The organism is Geobacillus sp. Y412MC52 (assembly GCF_000174795.2).
Classification (GTDB): Bacteria; Bacillota; Bacilli; order Bacillales; family Anoxybacillaceae; genus Geobacillus; species Geobacillus thermoleovorans.
Genome location: NC_014915.1, coordinates 2,263,803 through 2,283,825, shown reverse-complemented (window position 1 = coordinate 2,283,825; position 20,023 = coordinate 2,263,803). Strand labels below are relative to the sequence as shown.

General features: G+C 53.9%; 24 protein-coding genes. 23 read left to right on the top strand and 1 reads right to left on the bottom strand.

All coding sequences use genetic code 11. The features are described from left to right. The first annotated feature begins 77 nt into the window (after positions 1-77). The 7 genes from sleB (at position 78) to rpsA (ending at position 6,000) form a co-directional block, all read left to right on the top strand. Entirely contained in the window at positions 78-881 is an 804-nt protein-coding gene (sleB, locus tag GYMC52_RS11220) for a spore cortex-lytic enzyme (protein WP_012820745.1), read from the top strand. A 15-nt stretch (positions 882-896) separates the two neighbouring features. Further along, entirely contained in the window at positions 897-2,240 is a 1,344-nt protein-coding gene (ypeB, locus tag GYMC52_RS11215) for a germination protein YpeB (protein ID WP_013524143.1), read from the top strand. Positions 2,241-2,393: 153 nt separating this feature from the next. Further along, entirely contained in the window at positions 2,394-3,062 is a 669-nt protein-coding gene (locus GYMC52_RS11210; protein WP_013144878.1) for a flagellar brake protein, read from the top strand. A gap of 52 nt (positions 3,063-3,114) precedes the next feature. Further along, the gene (locus GYMC52_RS11205) at positions 3,115-3,294 is read left to right on the top strand and encodes a YpfB family protein (protein WP_011231712.1); all 180 of its coding nucleotides are present in this window, start codon (positions 3,115-3,117) and stop codon (positions 3,292-3,294) included. Between the two features lie 98 nt (positions 3,295-3,392). After that, positions 3,393-4,067 (top strand): (d)CMP kinase, encoded by a 675-nt coding sequence (gene cmk / locus GYMC52_RS11200; RefSeq protein ID WP_013524142.1) that lies wholly within the window; start codon positions 3,393-3,395, stop codon positions 4,065-4,067. After that, positions 4,064-4,657 (top strand): lysophospholipid acyltransferase family protein, encoded by a 594-nt coding sequence (locus tag GYMC52_RS11195; RefSeq protein WP_015731607.1) that lies wholly within the window; start codon positions 4,064-4,066, stop codon positions 4,655-4,657. The genes cmk and GYMC52_RS11195 overlap by 4 nt, the downstream gene beginning before the upstream one ends. A 179-nt stretch (positions 4,658-4,836) precedes the next feature. Next, the gene (rpsA, locus tag GYMC52_RS11190; RefSeq protein ID WP_013524140.1) at positions 4,837-6,000 is read left to right on the top strand and encodes a 30S ribosomal protein S1; all 1,164 of its coding nucleotides are present in this window, start codon (positions 4,837-4,839) and stop codon (positions 5,998-6,000) included. Between the two features lie 356 nt (positions 6,001-6,356). On the opposite strand, the gene GYMC52_RS18195 is transcribed toward rpsA, so the two are convergent. Beyond that, positions 6,357-6,491, bottom strand: coding sequence for a YpzI family protein (locus GYMC52_RS18195; RefSeq protein ID WP_013524139.1), 135 nt, complete (start codon positions 6,489-6,491; stop codon positions 6,357-6,359). 125 nt (positions 6,492-6,616) lie between these two features. Here GYMC52_RS18195 and GYMC52_RS11185 point away from each other — a divergent pair, with 125 nt between their 5' ends. The 16 genes from GYMC52_RS11185 (at position 6,617) to GYMC52_RS11110 (ending at position 20,004) form a co-directional block, all read left to right on the top strand. Beyond that, positions 6,617-7,213 carry a YphA family membrane protein gene (locus tag GYMC52_RS11185; RefSeq protein ID WP_013524138.1) on the top strand — a complete coding sequence of 199 codons (597 nt, stop codon included), beginning with the start codon at positions 6,617-6,619 and terminating at the stop codon, positions 7,211-7,213. After that, the gene (locus GYMC52_RS11180; RefSeq protein WP_013524137.1) at positions 7,210-8,112 is read left to right on the top strand and encodes a YIEGIA family protein; all 903 of its coding nucleotides are present in this window, start codon (positions 7,210-7,212) and stop codon (positions 8,110-8,112) included. Before GYMC52_RS11185 ends, GYMC52_RS11180 begins: the two co-directional genes overlap by 4 nt. Next, a complete protein-coding gene (locus tag GYMC52_RS11175; RefSeq protein ID WP_013524136.1) occupies positions 8,102-8,287 on the top strand; it encodes a capping complex subunit for YIEGIA in 186 nt (61 codons plus the stop codon). The genes GYMC52_RS11180 and GYMC52_RS11175 overlap by 11 nt, the downstream gene beginning before the upstream one ends. Before the next feature lie 208 nt (positions 8,288-8,495). Beyond that, positions 8,496-9,806 (top strand): ribosome biogenesis GTPase Der, encoded by a 1,311-nt coding sequence (gene der / locus GYMC52_RS11170; protein WP_013144887.1) that lies wholly within the window; start codon positions 8,496-8,498, stop codon positions 9,804-9,806. Positions 9,807-10,256: 450 nt separating this feature from the next. Then, positions 10,257-11,291 carry an NAD(P)H-dependent glycerol-3-phosphate dehydrogenase gene (locus GYMC52_RS11165; RefSeq protein WP_013524135.1) on the top strand — a complete coding sequence of 345 codons (1,035 nt, stop codon included), beginning with the start codon at positions 10,257-10,259 and terminating at the stop codon, positions 11,289-11,291. Positions 11,292-11,472: 181 nt separating this feature from the next. Next, a complete protein-coding gene (locus tag GYMC52_RS11160) occupies positions 11,473-11,676 on the top strand; it encodes a DUF2768 domain-containing protein (RefSeq protein WP_011231703.1) in 204 nt (67 codons plus the stop codon). A gap of 17 nt (positions 11,677-11,693) precedes the next feature. Further along, positions 11,694-12,416: a hypothetical protein gene (locus GYMC52_RS11155; protein WP_011231702.1), complete on the top strand. Its 723-nt coding sequence runs from the start codon at positions 11,694-11,696 to the stop codon at positions 12,414-12,416. Between the two features lie 156 nt (positions 12,417-12,572). Further along, a complete protein-coding gene (gene spoIVA, locus GYMC52_RS11150; protein WP_011231701.1) occupies positions 12,573-14,051 on the top strand; it encodes a stage IV sporulation protein A in 1,479 nt (492 codons plus the stop codon). A gap of 774 nt (positions 14,052-14,825) precedes the next feature. Then, the gene (locus tag GYMC52_RS11145; RefSeq protein WP_008879623.1) at positions 14,826-15,098 is read left to right on the top strand and encodes an HU family DNA-binding protein; all 273 of its coding nucleotides are present in this window, start codon (positions 14,826-14,828) and stop codon (positions 15,096-15,098) included. A 128-nt stretch (positions 15,099-15,226) separates the two neighbouring features. Continuing rightward, positions 15,227-15,793, top strand: a complete 567-nt coding sequence (gene folE / locus GYMC52_RS11140) for a GTP cyclohydrolase I FolE (protein ID WP_013144889.1) — start codon at positions 15,227-15,229, stop codon at positions 15,791-15,793. Between the two features lie 12 nt (positions 15,794-15,805). After that, a complete protein-coding gene (mtrB, locus tag GYMC52_RS11135; protein WP_011231698.1) occupies positions 15,806-16,030 on the top strand; it encodes a trp RNA-binding attenuation protein MtrB in 225 nt (74 codons plus the stop codon). Between the two features lie 62 nt (positions 16,031-16,092). Then, positions 16,093-16,926, top strand: coding sequence for a heptaprenyl diphosphate synthase component 1 (locus GYMC52_RS11130; protein ID WP_013524134.1), 834 nt, complete (start codon positions 16,093-16,095; stop codon positions 16,924-16,926). 4 nt (positions 16,927-16,930) lie between these two features. After that, positions 16,931-17,635: a demethylmenaquinone methyltransferase gene (gene menG, locus GYMC52_RS11125; protein WP_011231696.1), complete on the top strand. Its 705-nt coding sequence runs from the start codon at positions 16,931-16,933 to the stop codon at positions 17,633-17,635. A gap of 15 nt (positions 17,636-17,650) precedes the next feature. Next, positions 17,651-18,613, top strand: coding sequence for a heptaprenyl diphosphate synthase component II (hepT, locus tag GYMC52_RS11120; protein WP_013524133.1), 963 nt, complete (start codon positions 17,651-17,653; stop codon positions 18,611-18,613). A gap of 98 nt (positions 18,614-18,711) precedes the next feature. Beyond that, positions 18,712-19,161 carry a nucleoside-diphosphate kinase gene (ndk, locus tag GYMC52_RS11115; RefSeq protein ID WP_013524132.1) on the top strand — a complete coding sequence of 150 codons (450 nt, stop codon included), beginning with the start codon at positions 18,712-18,714 and terminating at the stop codon, positions 19,159-19,161. 72 nt (positions 19,162-19,233) lie between these two features. Beyond that, complete coding sequence (locus tag GYMC52_RS11110; protein WP_011231693.1) at positions 19,234-20,004, top strand: CheR family methyltransferase; 771 nt, start codon at positions 19,234-19,236, stop codon at positions 20,002-20,004. Positions 20,005-20,023 lie beyond the last annotated feature (19 nt).

Genomic DNA, 20,023 nt, shown 5'->3' with positions numbered 1-20,023 from the left:
TTCTTTTTTTCGCATAAAAAAGGGAAACGGAAGGAAAATAGGGGTAAAAACGGTGAGTGTTGACGGGAGGTTCACATATGGCAAGAAAATGGGTTCTATTCATCGCATTGGCTGTTTGGACATGCATGTACCCATCAGGCCATGCTTTCGCGTTTTCCCCGCAAGTGATTCAGCGTGGAGCAGTTGGCGATGATGTCATTGAACTGCAGGCGCGGCTGCAATACCTTGGGTTTTACAACGGCAAAATTGACGGCGTGTTTGGCTGGCGAACGTATTGGGCGCTGCGCAATTTCCAATACGAATACGGCTTGCCGGTCGATGGACTAGCCGGATCGGAGACGAAACGGAAGCTTGTGAACGCTTCAAAATATTACGAGCAGTTTGTGAAAGAGCAAATCCGCCAAGGAAACGATTTCACCCATTACGGCGGCATTCCGCTCAGCCAGCAGGTGAAAAAACGCGGCGGCGGTTCAGCAGGTTCAGTGCGGGCGGCGAAAACGACGGCGTCGAACGTGCCGAAAGGGTTTTCGCAAAACGATATTCGGCTGATGGCAAACGCCGTTTACGGGGAAGCGCGCGGGGAGCCGTACATCGGACAAGTGGCGGTTGCCGCCGTTATTTTAAATCGGCTGGAGCATCCGTCGTTTCCGGATACGGTCGCCGGGGTGATCTTTCAGCCAGGCGCATTTACCGCGGTCGCCGATGGGCAAATTTGGCTGACGCCGAATGAAACGGCGAAAAAAGCGGTGCTTGATGCGATCAACGGCTGGGACCCGACCGGCGGGGCGATTTACTACTTCAACCCAGCCACGGCGACGAGCTCATGGATTTGGAGCCGTCCGCAAATCAAACGGATTGGAAACCATATTTTTTGCAAATAAAAGGAGGGAGACGAGATGGTGCGAAACTTACTGATTGCGGCGCTTGTCGTCGCTGTCGTCGGCACTGGTTACTGGGGCTACCGCGAGCATCAGGAAAAAAACGCGATCTTAATTCATGCGGAAAACAATTACCAGCGTGCGTTCCACGATTTGGCCTACCAGATCGATTTGCTGCATGACAAGCTAGGTGCGACGCTGGCGATGAATTCGCACGCCTCATTGTCGCCGGCGCTCGCCGAAGTGTGGAAAATCGCATCCGAAGCCCATACCGATGTCGGCCAGCTGCCGCTGTCGCTTTTGCCGTTTAACAAGACGCAAGAGTTTTTGTCGAAAATCGGCGAGTTCAGCTACCGGACGGCCGTGCGCGATTTGGAAAAAGAGCCGTTGACCGAAGAAGAGCACAAGACGCTCGAGGCGCTGTACAAAAGCGCCGGCGCGATCCGCCAAGAATTGCGCAACGTGCAGCATTTAGTGCTGGAAAACAATTTGCGCTGGATGGACGTCGAACTGGCGCTGGCGACGAACGACGAGAAAGGCGACAACATCATTATTGACGGCTTAAAAGCGGTGGAGAAAAATGTTGATACATTCTCAAGTTCGTCCGAGTTCGGCCCGTCGTTCATCGGCCTCGCCAACGAGGAAAAAGGCTTTGTCCGCGCGAAAGGGCGCCCGATTTCCAAAGACGAGGCGAAACGGATCGCCCGCGAGTTTCTCGGCTTAAAAGGAACAGAGAAAATCAAGGTGACGGAAAGCGGCAATGGGGCGGATGAGCGTTTTTACAGTTTAACGATTCACGCTCCGAAAACAAAGGGCGACATTTATATGGATGTGACGAAAAACGGCGGATATCCGATTTGGGCGTTAAACAGCCGGCCAATCGGCAAGCCGGAGATCAGCTTGCATGAGGCGGCCAACCGTGGGATGGCGTTTTTGCGACGGCATCAATTCACCGGCTTTGAGTTGTACGACAGCACGCAATACGATAATGTCGCCGTGCTGACGTTTGTCAAAAGCGAAAACGGCGTCCGCATTTACCCGGAAGCGATCCAAATGAAAGTGGCGCTTGACAACGGCCATGTCGTCGGCTTTACGGCGCGCGACTATTTGTCATCGTCCATTCCGCGTCCGTTGCCCAAACCGACGCTCACCGTCGAGGCGGCGAAGAAAAAGTTAAACCCACATTTGAAAGTGATGGAAGAGCGCCAGGCGGTCATTATGAACGATTTGCAAAAACCGGTGCTTTGCTATGAGTTTTTAGGAACGCTTGGCGATGAAACGTATCAACTGTTCATTAACGCCGCAACCGGCCTTGAAGAAAAAGTCGAGAAGCTTGAAAGCGTGGAGCCGAATTACAGATGAAAACAAGGGAGGAAAAGCTGGGGCTGTCGGCTTTTCCTCTTTTTTTGGTCAAAGTCAGTCGGGCGGTATGGTATAATCGTCATGGGACATCATGCGGGTCAGCGAAACGATCGCCGGTTCGGCAGCTGACTGAAAAGGGGAAAAGGAAACATGATGATCAAAATCGGAGATTCGATCCGGCTTGAGCCGTCGGACGGCTCAGCGCGGCAATACCGAAGCAAAGCGCTCGCCGTTGCTGACGGGGCGGTTCATATCAGCTATCCGATCGATGAACAGAGTGGAAAAACCGTTTATTTGTTGAACGGGATGCAGTTTAAAGCGACTTTTGTCGGGCAAGACGGCGGTTTATACATGTTTGATACCGAAGTGAAGGGGAAAATCCGCGATCCGTTGCCGATGGTCGTCTTGGCTTACCCGGGCGAGGAATACGTCGTGCGCATCCAGCGCCGCCGTTATGTGCGGGTGAAAGCGAATGTCGATGCGGCCGTCCATCCGTCTGACAGCGAGTTCGCTCCGTTTGTGACGATGACGGTGGATATCAGCGCCGGCGGCGCCGCCCTCCTTGTGCCGCCGGCGCACGCTCCGCTTCTTCGCCCCGGCATGGCGGTCGAGCTTTGGCTCGTGTTGGCGATGCGCTCCGGCGAATACCATTACGTGCAAACGAAGGCGTCGATTGTGCGCATGGCTGATGACGAGCGCGGCATGGCGAAAATGTCGGTGGAGTTCACAGACCTTGCCCCCCAAGACCGCGTCCGGCTCATTCGCTACAGCTTTGAACGGCAGCTTGAGGAGAGAAAATGGGAGAACGAACAGAATAAATGAGCTGGGCGCGTGGAATACTGCTAGAAAAAATGGGAAGCAGGAGGCTTGCGCCATGAAACGGATCGAACAGCTGTTGTGGAAGCTTGTCGTCATCCAGACGATTTGCCTGTTGATCGCCCAATGGCTTGTGTTGTACACGCCAGCGGCGTTGTATATCGGCAAGGTGTACGAATACGAAGGGGTAGCCAAGCCGGAAAAAACGAAAACAGTTGAAACGGCCGTCGACCGTTGACGGCGGATATGGTACAATGAACATGGAGACATGCAGGGTTTTCCTGCATTTTTCTTTGTGCACTCATCAAGCGATTTTCGGTAAAGCAGGAGGAAATGATGAAACGACGAATCAGCATCGCGATCGACGGACCCGCCGCGGCGGGGAAAAGCACGGTCGCCAAACGGATCGCTAGGCGGCTTTCCTACGTATACATCGATACCGGCGCCATGTATCGCGCGCTGACGTACCGGGCGCTTGCATGCGGCGTCGACATCCATGATGAGCAGGCGCTCCTGTCGCTGCTTCGCGATACATCGATTGAGTTGAAACCGTCGCCGCATGGACAGATCGTCCTAGTCAATGGCGACGATGTGACCGACATCATCCGCGGTGAGGCGGTGACGAATGCGGTGTCGCTTGTCGCGAAGCATCCGCTTGTGCGCGAGGAGATGGTCGCCCGCCAACGCTCCTTGGCGGAAGGGGGCGGCGTCGTCATGGACGGGCGCGATATCGGAACGCATGTGCTGCCGAACGCCGAAGTGAAAATTTTCCTGAAAGCGTCGGTCGAGGAGCGGGCGCGGCGCCGGCATGAGGAAAATCTTGCGCGCGGCTTTCCATCCGATCTTGAAAAGCTGAAAGAAGAGATCGCCCGCCGCGACCGGCTCGATTCGGAACGGGAGACAGCGCCGCTTCGCAAGGCGCCGGATGCGGTGGAAATCGATACGACATCGCTGTCGATTGAGGAAGTGGTGGAGCGGATTATGGAGATTGTCAACGAAAGGATTGGATGACGGTGGACTTTTATTCATTCGCCAAGGGGATCGTCAAGGGAGTGCTCACTCCTTTGTACCGCATTCAAACGATCGGGGTTGAACAATTTCCGAAGGAAGGCGGCGTGCTTCTTTGCGCCAACCATATCAGCAACCTAGATCCGCCGGTCGTTGGCATTACGGCGCCGCGGCCGATTCGGTTTATGGCGAAAGAAGAGCTGTTTCGCGCACCGGTCGTGAAAACGCTCGTCAAAAGCTTGCATGCCTTTCCGGTCAAGCGCGGCATGAACGACCGCCAAGCGCTGCGCACGGGGCTTGAGGTGCTGAAGCAAGGCGAAGTGCTCGGCATTTTTCCGGAAGGGACGCGCAGCAAAGACGGCCGGCTGAAAAAGGCGCTGCCCGGCGTTGGCTTTTTCGCTTTGCGCACCGATGCCGCCGTCGTTCCGTGCGCCATTGTCGGCCCGTACCGTCCGTTTGCGCCGCTTAAGGTTGTGTACGGAGCGCCGATCGATATGGCGCCGCTGCGCGCGCGGAAAGCGAGCCCAGAAGAAGCGGCCGATTACATTATGGATCATATCCGCCGGCTGCTGGAAGAGCATCAGCGGGCATGAAAGGAACAGGCTGTTCGAGGCATCCCTTCCGCCGCCTCAATGAGCATTATAGTACATGTTGATTGAGAAAATATGGTATACTAACTAGAAAAGCGTCCTTATTTTGCCGACAGCCGGCCGGGGCCTCGGCGCGAGGCGCGCTTTTGACAGTTGTCAGTCGATGAAGGAGGGTTTTTGCGATGACAGAAGAGATGAATGTGCAAGTCAATGTGTATGAAGTGGGCGATATCGTCCGCGGCAAAGTGGTGAAGCTTGAGGACAAGCAAGTGCTGGTCGAGGTGGAAAACAGCAAGCAAAGCGGCATCATTCCGATCAGCGAGCTGTCGAACTTGCATATTGAAAAACCGAGCGATGCCGTCGCTGTCGGCGATGAAGTGACGGCCAAAGTCAAAAAAGTGGAAGAAGGAAAAGACGGGGAAGAAGGGTTGCTCATTTTATCGAAAAGAGCGGTGGACGCCGAGCGGGCGTGGGAAGATCTAGAGCGCAAATTTGCAAACGGCGAAACATTTGAAACAGTCATTAAAGACATCGTCAAAGGCGGTCTTGTCGCCGATGTCGGAGTGCGCGGCTTCATCCCGGCGTCGCTTGTCGAGCCGCATTACGTCGAAGATTTTTCCGATTATAAAGGAAAAACGCTCTCCGTGAAAGTCGTCGAGCTTGACCGCGAGAAAAACCGCGTCATTTTGTCGCATCGGGCGGTCGTTGAGGAAGAACAAGCGCGGCAGCAAAAAGAACTGCTCTCCCGCCTTGAGCCGGGGCAAGTGTTGGATGGCGTCGTCCGCCGCATTGCCGATTTCGGCGTCTTTGTCGATGTCGGCGGGTTTGATGGGCTCGTACATATTTCCCAGCTTTCCCATACGCGCGTCGCTCATCCGTCGGAAGTGGTGAAAGAAGGAGATGCGGTGAAAGTGAAAGTGTTGGCCGTCGATCCGGAGAACGGTCGCCTGTCGCTGTCGATCAAAGAAGCGCTGCCGGGCCCATGGGAAGGCCTCAGTGAAAAAGTGAAACCGGGTGATGTCGTCACCGGGACGGTGAAACGGCTCGCTTCGTTCGGCGCGTTTGTGGAAGTCTTCCCAGGCGTCGAAGGATTGGTGCATGTGTCGCAAATCGCCAACCGCCGCATCGGCTCGCCGCATGAAGTGCTGAAAGAAGGCGACGTGGTGAAGGCGAAAGTGCTCGACGTCAACGAAGCGGATCACCGCCTTTCCCTCAGCATCCGCGCGCTGCTTGAGGAAGAGGCGGCCGCGCCGGCCGAGGATTACAGCCAATACACAAGAACGTCGGAAACGCGCGGCTTCCAGCTCGGCGAAGTGATTGGCGAGCAGCTGAAAAAATTGAAATGACGAACTGTGAAGCAACCCCATTTTGGTGGCAGCCGCCATCAAGGTGGGGTTTTTTGTTTGGCCAAAAGTTGATGCCCCGTTCTATCTAGTTGAACCTGCCATCAACAGAAGTTGTTTGTTTTGCATCGGGAGGAGGTTGCGGTAGACTACACCGAAAACGAATGTTCAATCTTTAAAGAAGATCCTTGACACATGAGGAGAATAGACCATTTTTTCGTTCGAAATCGTTTTTTCGCCGTAAACGAAAGCTAGCCGTCCTTATTGGCGCGGCTAGCTTTTCATCATTGGCAATGGAAACGCTGTTTTTTTGGAATCAAACGAACAGAGTGGTTGTAGAGAAAGGCCTTTCGCCATTTTTAGTGCTCGTTCCGTTCCCGCGCTTCCTCCGGCGTGTCGAGCCGAGCCGCTCCTTTATAGGAGAGGGACTGATCTCGATCTGACTCGACGCGCCGCGATTGCTTCAGCTTTTTTTCCTGTCGATCTTTTCCCATTTCGCCATGGCTCCTTTCTGCTTCGGTACAGCGATCATTTTTACTATGAACGAATGCTGTTTTTTCTATACGGGAATGAACGTTCATAAAAGATGACATAATGAACATAATAAGGAGTGGAAAAGATGGAAGGAGCTTATTTTTATTTCTTTTTTTGGACGTTATGGATTGCAGCGACATTTTTGATGAAAAAGACCGTCGAGCGGACGAAGCTGGCTGTATTTTCGCTTTTCATGATCAGTTCGGCCTCGATGACGGTGAAGATCAGTCCCATTCATATGGCGGCGTCCTTTTTTGTGCTTTTTTTCTCCTCTTGTTACGTGGCGGTCACACAGCGGCCATGCGGATGGCTGCGGATGGCGCTGTCAGCGTCCGGCTTGGCGTTTGCCTATGCCGCTTTTCGTCTGCTTGCCTTGTTTGATCCGGTCTGGATTTGGCTTGATGGCCAATGGATGCTTGGCTGGTGGATGGCCTTGATCAGCAGCCTGTTCCACCGCCGCATATCCGCCCGCCTTCTTTGTCTGGCGCTCGGCGGCTGTCAAGGGGAAGTGGTGTACGCCATGTCCATCTTGCGCATGGCGCCGGGTTATGTGCTTGGGTCGTTTTCCTTTTTGGATGCGCTCGCCATTAGCGCATCATCTTTGCTCGTTTGGGAATCGATCCGCTTCTTCTCGCTGCAGCTTGAGGAAAAACGGCCTGTAAGGAGGACGAGGCAGCCGTGAACGAATACACGTTTCCGATTTTATACGGTGTTGCCGCTGGGGTGTTGACGCGGCTTTATTTGTTGCGCACCGATTACCGGCAATACCCGACGTATTTGCACGGTCGGACGATCCATATTGCCTTAGGGGCCATTGCCGCCGGCCTGGGAACGGTCGCCGTGCCGGCGATTATGGAAAAAGAGTTCGCAGCGATCACGTTTTTGGCCTTGGCCGCCTCACAATTTCGCGACGTACGCAATATGGAGCGCAATACGTTGAACGAGTTGGATCAGTATGAGCTGGTGCCGAGAGGAAAAACATACATCGAAGGCATCGCGATTGTGTTTGAAGGGCGGAACTATTTAGTCATTTTCGTCTCCTTTTTATCGACGCTCTTTTATTTAGTATGGGACATTTGGGCCGCGCTTGCCGCCAGTATCATCGGCCTTATGACGGCGCGGCGGTTTATGAGCGGAAGCCGGCTGAAAGACATTGCCGAGGTCCAATATGTCAAGCCGCATTTTGAAGGGGCAGGGCTGTATGTTGACAACATCTATATCATGAACATCGGCTTGTCGGCGCGGCGCGAAGAAATTTTGCGCTATGGAATGGGGTTTATTTTAACGCCGAAAAATTTCAACGCCCGCACGACGATCGCCAATCTTGGGCAGCGGCAGGCGATTTTGCATGATGTATCGACCGCCCTCGGCATTTACCGCGACTCGGGAACGCCGGCGCTCGTGCCGCTCGCCAAGCGCGATTTGAATGACGGACGCGTCGGCATTTTTATTTTGCCGCAAGTCGAGGATGTCGAGAAGGCGAAGGCTGTCATTGAAAACGTGCCGGTGCTTGAGAGCGCCATCCGCATGCCGAAGAAACGGCGTTGGAAGCGGAAGGGGTGGAGCGGCGATGACGCATGAAAAGATGATTTTGGCCGTCATTACGATGAACGGCGGGCGCGTCGCCGGCGGTGCGCCGATCTTTATTTGCCAAACTAAAGAGGAAATGGAACAGATCGCCGCGAATTTAGAGGCGATTTTGGATGGCATCGCCCATGAATTGAGCGAGGGGCTTCTTATTATCGTCAAACATTAGTTGTTGAGCGTTTCGCTTTTTGATAAAATAAAGCAGTTGTAGCCTACCCTGGTTCATCGCTAAAAGATGCACTTGATTGGTAAAAAGTCATTTCCTTCCTAGCCTTGCAGTCAAGTGCCCTTGGCGTTGATGGACCGATGCCCTTCCGAAAAGGGCGTTTTTTTTCAGCGACAAAGGTAAGGAGAAAACGAAGATAAAGGGTGGTAGCATGGCAAATCCAGTCGTGGCCATTGTCGGCCGTCCAAATGTAGGAAAATCGACGATTTTCAACCGCATTGTCGGGGAACGCATTTCCATCGTCGAAGACGTGCCTGGAGTGACGCGCGACCGCATTTACAGCCGAGCCGAATGGCTGAACCATTCGTTTTATTTGATCGATACCGGCGGCATTGACATTGGCGACGAGCCGCTGCTTGTGCAAATTCGCCAGCAGGCGGAAATCGCCATCGATGAGGCGGATGTCATCATCTTTATGACGAACGGCCGGGACGGTGTGACTGCGGCTGATGAAGAGGTGGCCAAGCTGCTCCGCCGGTCGAATAAGCCGGTTGTGCTCGCGGTGAACAAAATCGACAATCCGGAAATGCGTGATTTGATTTACGACTTTTACGCTCTGGGCTTTGGGGAGCCGTACCCGATTTCCGGAGCTCATGGGACAGGGCTTGGCGATTTGCTTGATGCTGTTGTCCGTCATTTTCCAAAGGGCGGTGGACAAGAGTATGAAGAAGACGTCATTAAGTTTTGCCTCATTGGCCGGCCGAATGTCGGCAAATCGTCGCTTGTCAACGCCATTTTAGGTGAGGAGCGGGTCATCGTCAGCGACATCGCCGGTACGACGAGGGACGCCGTCGACACCTCATTTGTGCGCGAAGGGCAGGAATATGTTATCATTGATACGGCAGGGATGCGCAAACGAGGAAAAATTTACGAAAGCACGGAAAAATATAGCGTCTTGCGCGCGTTAAGGGCCATTGAGCGCTCGGACGTCGTGCTTGTTGTGTTAAACGCTGAGGAAGGCATCATCGAGCAGGACAAAAAAATCGCCGGATACGCGCATGAAGCGGGTCGCGGTGTCATTCTTGTCGTCAATAAATGGGATGCGATTGAAAAGGACGACAAAACGATGGTCGAATTTGAGCGGAAGATTCGCGACCATTTTCCGTTTTTGGACTATGCGCCGATTTTGTTCGTATCGGCGAAAACGAAGCAGCGGCTGCATAAGCTCTTGCCGCTCGTCCGGCTTGTGAGCGACAATCATGCGATGCGCGTCCAGACAAATGTGCTCAATGAAGTCATCATGGATGCGGTGGCGATGAATCCGACGCCGACGCATAACGGGCGGCGTCTGAAAGTTTATTACATGACGCAAGTCGCCGTCAAACCGCCGACGTTTGTCGCGTTTGTCAACGACCCGGAACTGATGCATTTTTCATATGAACGGTTTTTGGAAAACCGCATCCGCGATGCATTCGGTTTTGAAGGCACGCCGATTAAAATCATCGCCCGCCCGCGGAAATAAGAAAAGCGGAGGCCGCGCGCCAAGCTCCCGAGGCAAAATGTTCTCCGCGCCGAGAAGTGCTTGCACTTCGAGGGCGGAGGCTATTTTGCGGAAGGGAGCTAGCGGCCGGAGCTAGACAGAAAGAAAAGCGGAGGCCGCTTGCCCATCGGCGACACGCGCTGCGGGGCCCGCGAGGAGGCTGTTGCCGCCGCAGAGGGACACGCAGCGTCGCAAGCCGATAGCGGCCGGAGCTAGACAGAAAGAAAAGCGGAGGCCGCTTGCCCATCGGCGACACGCGCTGCGAGGCCGGTGAAGAGGCTCGAACCAAGGAAAGCTTGGTTCTGCGTGGGTGGTGTCACAGGAGCGTAAGCCATGTGTCGCCGCCGCGAAAGTCGAACGAACAGGAGCGAAGAGGCGGCGCGATTGCTATTTTTCAAGGTTGCGACAATCGGATAAAGGAAGTGGAAAACGATGGAGAACATCGCCGTATTGGGGGCTGGAAGCTGGGGGACGGCGTTGGCGCTCGTGCTGGCTGACAATGGGCACCACGTCCGGCTCTGGGGTCATCGGACCGAGCAGATCAACGAAATCAACGAAAAGCGGACAAATGAAAAATATTTGCCAGGCGTTCGCCTGCCGGACGCCATTATCGGCTATGACGACCTTTGCGCTGCGCTTGACGACGTTGCGATCGTTGTGCTCGCCGTGCCGACGAAAGCGATCCGTACGGTGCTTGCGGACGTGCGCGCCTGCTTGGCCAAGCCGATCACCATTGTTGCCGTCAGCAAAGGAATCGAACCAGGGACGCATAAGCGGGTGTCGGAAATGGTCGCCGAGGAAATGGGGGAATGGCTTGCAGATGTTGTCGTTCTCTCCGGGCCGAGCCATGCCGAGGAAGTCGTGCTCCGCCACCCGACGACCGTGGCGGTATCGTCGCCAAATATGGAAGCGGCGCGCCGCATTCAAGACATCTTTATGAACCATCACTATTTTCGCGTGTATACGAACCCGGATTTAATCGGCGTCGAAGTCGGCGGGGCGCTGAAAAATATCATCGCCTTGGCCGCCGGAATCAGCGACGGGCTTGGCTATGGGGATAACGCCAAAGCGGCCCTCATTACGCGCGGGCTCGCCGAGATTGCCCGCCTCGGCTGCGCCCTCGGCGCTAATCCATTGACATTCGCTGGTTTGGCGGGAGTCGGCGATTTGATTGTCACGTGCACGAGCGTCCATTCCCGCAACTGGAGAGCCGGCTACATGCTCGGCCAAGGAAAAAAGCTGGACGAGGTGCTTGAGAGCATGGGGATGGTCGTCGAAGGGGTGCGAACGACAAAAGCCGCCTATGAGCTGGCGAAAGAGCTTGGTGTGAAGATGCCGATCACCGAAGCTCTCTATGACGTATTGTTTGCGGGAAAAGACCCGAAAGAGGCGGTCGATTCGCTCATGGCGCGCGGAAAAAAAGAAGAAATGGATGACTTAAACAACATTTTTGCCGAACAAGAATGATGAAAATAGGCCAATGGCGGTACAAGTCGTCTTCGTTCTGCATACAATATGGCGAACCATCATCGGCTTGAGCTTCCGGAAGGGTATGAGGGGATGCTGAAGTAAAGAAAGCCCCGCTTTACTTCAGCTTTTTTTTTGCCAATGCTATAATGATAGTTGTCGAAAAAAAGGAGGAGCGTCCATGTCACCGGCGTTAGCGAAAATGTGGATCGCCATCGCCTCGATGGTGTTTATGTTTATTTCCGTCGGCTTCATTTACTTAAGCCGCTACAAAGTCAAGATGAAATGGCTTCGCTTTCTGTTGGCGCTTGTCGCCTACATTCTTTTGATTTTCGCTGGCATCATCATCATTTTCGTCGTATTCAGCGGACCGACACCGCAATAGGCAAAAAGGTGGGAAAGATGAAACGAATCGCTCGCTTGTTGTTGTCATGTATATGTTTGGCGCTGCTTTCCGGCTGCTTGTATCCACAAGAGCGGCTGAAACAAAACCAAATTCCTTACAAAGACCAAGTGGCGGCCGTCCAATCGGCGGTGGATGAGTACCGGAAGGCGACCGGCGGGCTTCTGCCGATTAAAACACGCGACATGAACACGCCGATGTATTTGAAGTATCCAGTCGATTTTCAAAAGCTCGTTCCCCGCTATATGCAGGAGCCGCCGGGAAACGCCTATGAAAGCGGGGGCGTCTTCCAGTATATGATCATCGATGCGGAAACGAACCCGACGGTCAAGCTGCTTGATCTGCGCTTAGCCGAACGCATCCGCGATCTGAAGCTGCGGCTTAGCATGTACACGGACAAGCATAAATATCCGCCGTTTCAAGACGTCGTTGCGCCGGGCGTATTTACGCTCGATTACAAAAAGCTCGGCTATAAAGAGCCGCCTTATGTCGTCAGCCCGTTTTCCGGCAACAACTTGCCGTTTGTCATCGACGGGAATGGAGAAATTTACATTGACTACCGTTCTGATTTGTATGCGGCGTTGAAAAAATATCCGCACCACTACAAGCCGGGTGACGATATTCGCCCGATTTTGACCGACCATTCGCTGTTTGTGCCGGCGTATTCGTTGCCCTATACGATCGACGCCAAGACGAATGAACCGATTTTTTTCACAAAATGAGTCATCTTCCCTTCTCTAGGAAAATACATTCTAGAGAAGGGATTTTTTCTATTTTAGTCATAACCGAATCGGACAACATCATATGCATATAGTGTCCGACTATGCTAGCTCATTCCACTGTTTCTTATAACGACCGAAGGACTGGAGGGGAGTCATTTGGAAAAGGTCGATATTTTTAAAGATATCGCCGAGCGGACCGGCGGCGACATTTATTTAGGGGTTGTCGGCGCCGTCCGCACCGGAAAATCGACGTTTATTAAACGGTTTATGGAGTTGGTCGTGATTCCGAACATTAAAAACGAAGCCGATAAAGCGCGCGCCCAAGATGAACTGCCGCAAAGCGCCGCCGGCAAGACGATCATGACGACAGAACCGAAGTTCGTGCCAAACCAGGCGGTGACGGTGAAAGTTGATGAGGGTCTTGAAGTCAACATCCGTCTTGTCGACTGCGTCGGCTACGCCGTGCCCGGCGCAAAAGGATATGAAGACGAAAACGGGCCGCGGATGATCCACACGCCTTGGTATGAAGAGCCGATCCCGTTCCAAGAGGCGGCGGAAATCGGGACAAGAAAAGTCATCCAAGAACATTCGACGATTGGAGTCGTCATTACGACGGACGGCACGATCGGGGAAATTCCGCGCCAAGACTATGTCGAAGCGGAAGAACGGGTCATTAGCGAGCTCAAAGAAGTCGGCAAGCCGTTCATTATGATCGTCAACACCGTTCGGCCGCACCATCCGGAAACCGAGGCGCTTCGCCGCGAGCTCGCCGAAAAGTACGACATTCCGGTGCTCGCCATGAGCGTGGAAAGCATGCGCGAAGCCGACGTGTATAACGTGCTTCGCGAAGCATTATATGAATTCCCGGTGCTTGAAGTGAACGTCAACTTGCCGAGCTGGGTGATGGTGCTGCGCGAAGATCATTGGCTGCGCGAAAGCTACCAAGAAGCGGTGCGCGACACAGTCAAAGACATCAAACGGCTGCGCGACGTCGACCGGGTTGTGCAGCAGTTTGCCGAGTACGATTTCATCGAAAAAGCGGCGCTTGCCGGCATCGAAATGGGGCAAGGGATCGCCGAAATTGACTTGTATGCACCGGATGAGCTGTACGATCAAATTTTAAAAGAAATCGTCGGCGTCGAGATTCGCGGCAAAGACCATCTGCTTCAGCTCATGCAAGACTTCGCCCATGCGAAAGCGGAATATGACCAAATCGCCGACGCGCTGAAAATGGTCAAACAAACCGGCTACGGCATCGCTGCGCCCGCTTTGTCTGACATGAGTCTTGACGAACCGGAAATCATCCGCCAAGGGTCGCGCTTTGGCGTCCGTTTGAAAGCCGTTGCGCCGTCGATTCATATGATCAAAGTTGACGTCGAATCGGAGTTTGCACCGATCATTGGCACGGAAAAGCAAAGCGAAGAGCTCGTCCGCTATTTAATGCAAGACTTCGAAGACGATCCGCTGTCGATTTGGAACTCTGACATTTTCGGCCGCTCGCTCAGCTCCATCGTCCGTGAAGGCATCCAAGCGAAACTTGCGCTCATGCCGGAAAACGCCCGCTACAAGCTGAAAGAAACGCTTGAGCGCATCATCAACGAAGGCTCCGGCGGCCTCATCGCGATTATTTTATAGAAAAGCGGAGGCCGCGCGCCAAGCTCCCGAGGCAAAATGTTCTCCGCCCGCAGAAGTGCTTGCACTTCGAGGGCGGAGGTTATTTTGCGGAAGGGAGCTAGCGGCCGCAGCTAGACAGAAAGAAAAGCGGAGGCGCCGAGATTAGCTCTCGAAGCCAAATGTTCTTCACCCGCAGGGGGTGCTTGCACCCCGAGGGGGAAGGTTATTTGGCAGAAGAGAGCTAGGCGCCGCAGCTAGACAGAAAGAAAAGCGGAGGCCGCGCGCCAAGCTCCCGACAAGGGAGCTTTTTTGATGCCATTTTTTCAGTTGCTAAGTGGCAAAGGGAAAAAATCGCCAAAACCCTTGAGAAATCAGGATTGGCACTTGATTATGGGCATGGCGTTATGGTAATCTTTTATCTGAAATCGTTGTTTTGGTGAAATATGCCTAAAATTGGCCGTTTTTGCGAAAAAAGATGTTGAATTTCCGCGGTCAATTGGTTAAGATTAGGCATGTCACCGCCTGTTGGCGGGAAGAAGGCGGTTTTCCTCGCCCTTGGCTTCGTTTGCGCCCGGCGAAAACAGGAGGAGCCCAAACTGTTGGGAAGGGGCTTCAGCCGGCGGCATAGGCGCATCTTAGGCGGACTGTCGCGAGGCAAACATAGAATGATTGGCTGCGCCGGCGCGGCGCGCGGGCCTTCTTGCCGCTGGAATTGGATGTCTATGTATAGAAAAGCAGAAAAGTGTGCACAAATGGTAGTAAACAAGACCAGCCCTTTGGGAGGAGGTGAATGGCATGAACAAAACGGAATTGATCAACGCGGTCGCTGAAACAAGCGGTCTTTCCAAAAAAGATGCGACAAAAGCCGTTGATGCGGTGTTTGATTCGATTACAGAAGCGCTGCGAAAAGGCGATAAAGTGCAATTAATCGGTTTTGGAAACTTTGAAGTGCGCGAGCGCGCCGCCCGGAAAGGACGCAACCCGCAAACGGGCGAAGAAATGGAAATTCCGGCAAGCAAAGTTCCTGCATTCAAACCGGGCAAAGCATTGAAAGATGCCGTCAAGTAAGCCTACATAGCAGGAGCGCAGGAGGGAAGGGCAGGTGATCCACCGGCCCTTCTTTTTTGTTTTTTTTGGCTCCCTATGCTAGAATCGGATTACATGCAGCTTTTATGATGCAGGAGGATGTTGTTTGTATGCCAGAGATCAATTTTGCGCAAATTGAATATGCGGTCCGCCTCATTCTTGAGGCGATCGGGGAAGATCCAAACCGCGAAGGGCTCGTCGATACGCCGAAGAGGGTGGCGAAAATGTACGCCGAGGTGTTCGCTGGGCTGCAGGAAGACCCGAAGCAGCACTTTCAAACCGTATTCAGCGAGGAACATGAGGAGCTTGTGCTCGTCAAAGATATTCCGTTTTATTCGATGTGCGAACACCATTTAGTGCCGTTTTTTGGCGCTGCCCACGTCGCCTATATTCCGCGGGAAGGGAAAGTGACCGGGCTGAGCAAGCTCGCTCGAGCCGTTGAGGCGGTGGCGCGCCGCCCGCAGCTGCAAGAGCGCATCACGGCAACGATCGCTGATTCGATCGTCGAGGCGCTTGAGCCGCATGGGGTGATGGTCGTCGTTGAGGCGGAGCATATGTGCATGACGATGCGCGGGGTGAAAAAACCGGGGGCCAAAACAGTGACAACAGCGGTGCGCGGCGTGTTTGAAACAGATGCCAACGCCCGCGCTGAAGTGCTTTCGTTAATCAAAGCGTAAGGAGGGAAGAGGATGTACACAAACAGCGATTTTGTCGTCATTAAAGCGCTCGAAGACGGGGTGAACGTCATCGGGCTGACGCGCGGCGCGGACACAAGATTTCACCATTCGGAAAAGCTTGACAAAGGCGAAGTGTTGATTGCTCAGTTCACGGAACATACGTCGGCGATCAAAGTGAGAGGAAAAGCGTATATTCAAACGCGCCACGGTGTGGTTGAATCGGAAGGGAAAAAGTAAACCGGCAAATTTCTAGCAAACTAGAGCGTTTTCGACAAAATTATGTTATAATTGAGTCCGTCATGGCGGTGCGGATATTTTTTGGGGGGACAAGGGTGAGAAGAGTGAATGACATCATGGTGAAATTGGCGTCATTGAAGGAACAAATCGAACGGCTGCTTGACCATCCGTATTTGCGCGCGCATGTGCCGGCGCCGGCTGTTGATGAAGACCGGCTGCTGCTTTCGCTGTCGATGATGACTGATGCTCCGGCGGCGCCAAATGAGCCGGACCGGTGCATCATCGCCATGATGCTCATGCAAATCGCCCTTGACACCCATGATCAGGTGACAGACCGCGGCGGCGATTTGCGGACGCGGCAGCTTGTCGTTTTGGCCGGCGACTTGTACAGCGGGCTTTATTACGACTTGCTGGCGCGCTCGGGCGATGTTGCGCTCATCCGTTTGTTCGCCGAAGCGGTCCGCGAGATTAATGAGCAAAAAGTGCGGCTGTATGAAAAAAAGGTGGAGCGGATCGAGACGCTGTTCGCCGCGGTCGGCACGATCGAGTCGGCGTTGCTTGCGAAGCTTGCCGAGCGCATCGGGGCGCCGCAATGGGGGGGATTTTCCGGCCATTACTTGCTGTTGCGGCGCTTGCTGCTCGAGCAGGAAGCGTTCGTCCGCACTGGGTCATCGATGCTGTTTGAGCAAATGGCGCATATCGCCTTTCCATGGGCCAAAGGGCTGACGAAAGAACAAAAGCGGCATTTGCTTCGCCTTGGCGAGCGTTATATTGACCATTGCAAGGAAGCGCTGCTGGCGGCGAATTTGCCGATGAACGACCTGCTGCGGTTTCGCATGGCGGAACTTGCCGGCGGATTTCAAGCCATCGTCAAAAAGTCGGTGGAAGAAGGGTAGAACGATGCATCAATCGAAAGAAGAGCGAGTCCATCGCGTATTTGAAAAAATTTCTGCACATTATGACCGGATGAATTCTGTCATCAGCTTCCGCCGCCATTTGAAATGGCGCGAAGACGTCATGCGGAGGATGAATGTGCAAAAAGGGAAAAGGGCGCTCGACGTTTGCTGCGGAACGGCCGACTGGGCGATCGCGCTGGCTGAGGCGGTCGGGCCGGAGGGGGAAGTGTACGGCCTTGACTTCAGCGAAAACATGCTGAAAGTCGGCGAACAAAAGGTGAAGGCGCGCGGCCTCGGCAATGTCAAGCTCATTCACGGCAACGCCATGCAGCTGCCGTTTCCCGACAATTCGTTCGATTATGTGACGATCGGCTTTGGCTTGCGCAACGTTCCTGATTATATGACGGTGCTTAAGGAAATGCACCGCGTCACCAAGCCGGGCGGCATGACCGTCTGTCTGGAAACGTCGCAGCCGACGTTGTTTGGTTTCCGCCAGCTTTACTATTTTTATTTTCGGTTTATTATGCCGCTGTTTGGCAAGCTGTTGGCGAAAAGCTATGAGGAATACTCGTGGCTGCAGGAATCGGCGCGCGAATTTCCAGGGCGGGACGAGCTGGCCGAGATGTTCCGCGAAGCCGGTTTCGTCGATGTCGAGGTCAAACCGTACACGTTCGGCGTAGCGGCCATGCATTTAGGCTATAAACGATGAGTCAAGGTGAACACCATGAAGTTAAAGGCGATGTATTCGTTTTTAAGCGATGATTTGGCGGCGGTCGAAGAGGAGCTGGAGCGGACGGTCCGATCCGAATACGGGCCGCTCGGCGAAGCGGCGCTCCATTTATTGCAAGCGGGCGGAAAGCGCATCCGTCCCGTTTTTGTCTTGCTGTCCGCCCGCTTTGGCCATTATGATTTCGAACGGATTAAACATGTAGCCGTAGCGCTCGAACTCATCCATATGGCATCGCTCGTTCACGACGATGTCATCGATGACGCCGACGTGCGGCGCGGCCGGCCGACGATCAAGGCGAGATGGAGCAACCGCTTTGCCATGTATACAGGCGATTACCTCTTCGCCCGTTCGCTTGAGCGGATGGCGGAGCTTGACAGCCCCCGCGCTCATCAAGTGCTGGCGAAAACGATCGTTGAAGTGTGCCACGGGGAAATCGAGCAAATCAAGGATAAATACCGATTTGATCAGCCGCTTCGCACGTACTTGCGGCGCATCCGCCGAAAAACGGCGCTATTGATCGCCGCCAGCTGCCAGCTTGGCGCCCTTGCCGCCGGCGCGCCGGAGGCGGTGGCCAACCGGCTGTATTGGTTCGGCCATTACGTCGGCATGTCGTTTCAAATTACCGATGACATTCTCGATTTCACCGGCACGGAAGAGCAGCTCGGCAAGCCGGCCGGAAGCGACTTGCAGCAAGGAAACGTCACCCTCCCCGTGCTGTATGCCCTTTGTGATGAACAGGTGCGGGCAAAAATTACGGCCGTCAACGCGGACACGGATGTCGAGGAGATGGCGGCGGTGCTAGCGGCCATTAAACAGACGGACGCCATCGAACGATCGTATGCGCTAAGCGATCGCTATTTGGAAAAGGCGCTCCGCCTGCTTGGCGAGCTGCCGGCCAACGAAGCGCGCACGCTGCTTCATGATCTCGCCCTCTACATTGGGAAAAGGGATTATTAGCGCTTTCAAGGACGCTGTTGCCAACGGCGGAAAACAATGATACTATGATGGGTGGGAATCCGTTTCCCAGTACATACGACAGTAGAGGTGGAGAGCGAATGGCAGAACGGACATTCATCATGGTAAAACCGGACGGGGTTCAGCGCAATTTGATCGGCGAGATTGTCGCCCGTTTTGAAAAAAAAGGCTTCCAGCTTGTCGGCGCGAAGCTGATGCAAGTGTCGCGCGAACTCGCCGAGCAACATTACGCTGAACATAAGGAGCGCCCGTTTTTCGGCGAGCTTGTCGACTTTATCACCTCGGGGCCAGTGTTTGCAATGGTGTGGGAGGGCGAGAACGTGATCGCCGCCGCCCGGCAAATGATGGGGAAAACGAATCCGCAGGAGGCTGCCCCTGGCACGATCCGCGGCGATTTCGGCTTGACGGTCGGCAAAAACGTCATCCACGGCTCCGACTCGCCGCAAAGCGCCGAACGCGAAATCAGTTTGTTCTTTAAAGAAGAAGAGCTCGTCAGCTATTCGAAACAGATCAATGCATGGCTGTACTGATGCGAAGACCGGCCGCCATTCGGCCGGTTTTTGCCGTTTTTGTACATTGACAGGAGAGAGGGACAGGCGACGATGGACGATTATGCGCAGTTCATTGCCAAAGTGAAGCGAAAAACAGGCATTGACTTATCGCTATATAAGGAAGCCCAAATGAGGCGGCGTTTAGCGTCGTTGTACATGAAAAAAGGGCTAAAGAGCTTTGCCGAGCTGTTTGCAGCGATGGAGAAAGAGCCGGCGCTATGGCATGAATGCTTGGATCGGATGACGATCAACGTCTCGGAGTTTTACCGGAACGCCAAGCGTTGGGAGGTGCTTGAGCACACCATTTTGCCGCGGCTATTGGCGGAAAACCCGCGCCCGAACGTGTGGAGCGCTGCCTGCTCAACCGGCGAGGAGCCGTATACGCTCGCGATGGTGCTCGCAAAACGATTGCCGCTTCACCGCGTGTCGGTGTTGGCGACCGACATTGACGATAATGCGCTCGCCCGCGCGCGCCTCGGTTTGTACAGCGAACGGTCGCTTGTAGAGCTGCCCGAGGAAATGAGAAAAAAGTTTTTTACGAAAGAAGGCGAGTATTATAAAATAGACGAAAAGATTAAACAAACGGTCAAGTTTCAAAAGCACAACTTGCTCGCGGATCCGTTTCCGCGCAACATGGATTTGATCGTCTGCCGCAACGTGCTCATTTATTTTACGGAAGAGGCGAAGCGGATGCTGTATCGCAAATTTCACGACGCGCTCCGGACGGGAGGCGTGCTGTTTGTCGGCAGCACCGAGCAGATTTTCAATCCCGGCCTGTACGGTTTTGAAGTCGAAGAGACGTTTTTTTACCGAAAAAAATAGCTCGCGCCGGCTTCTTTTT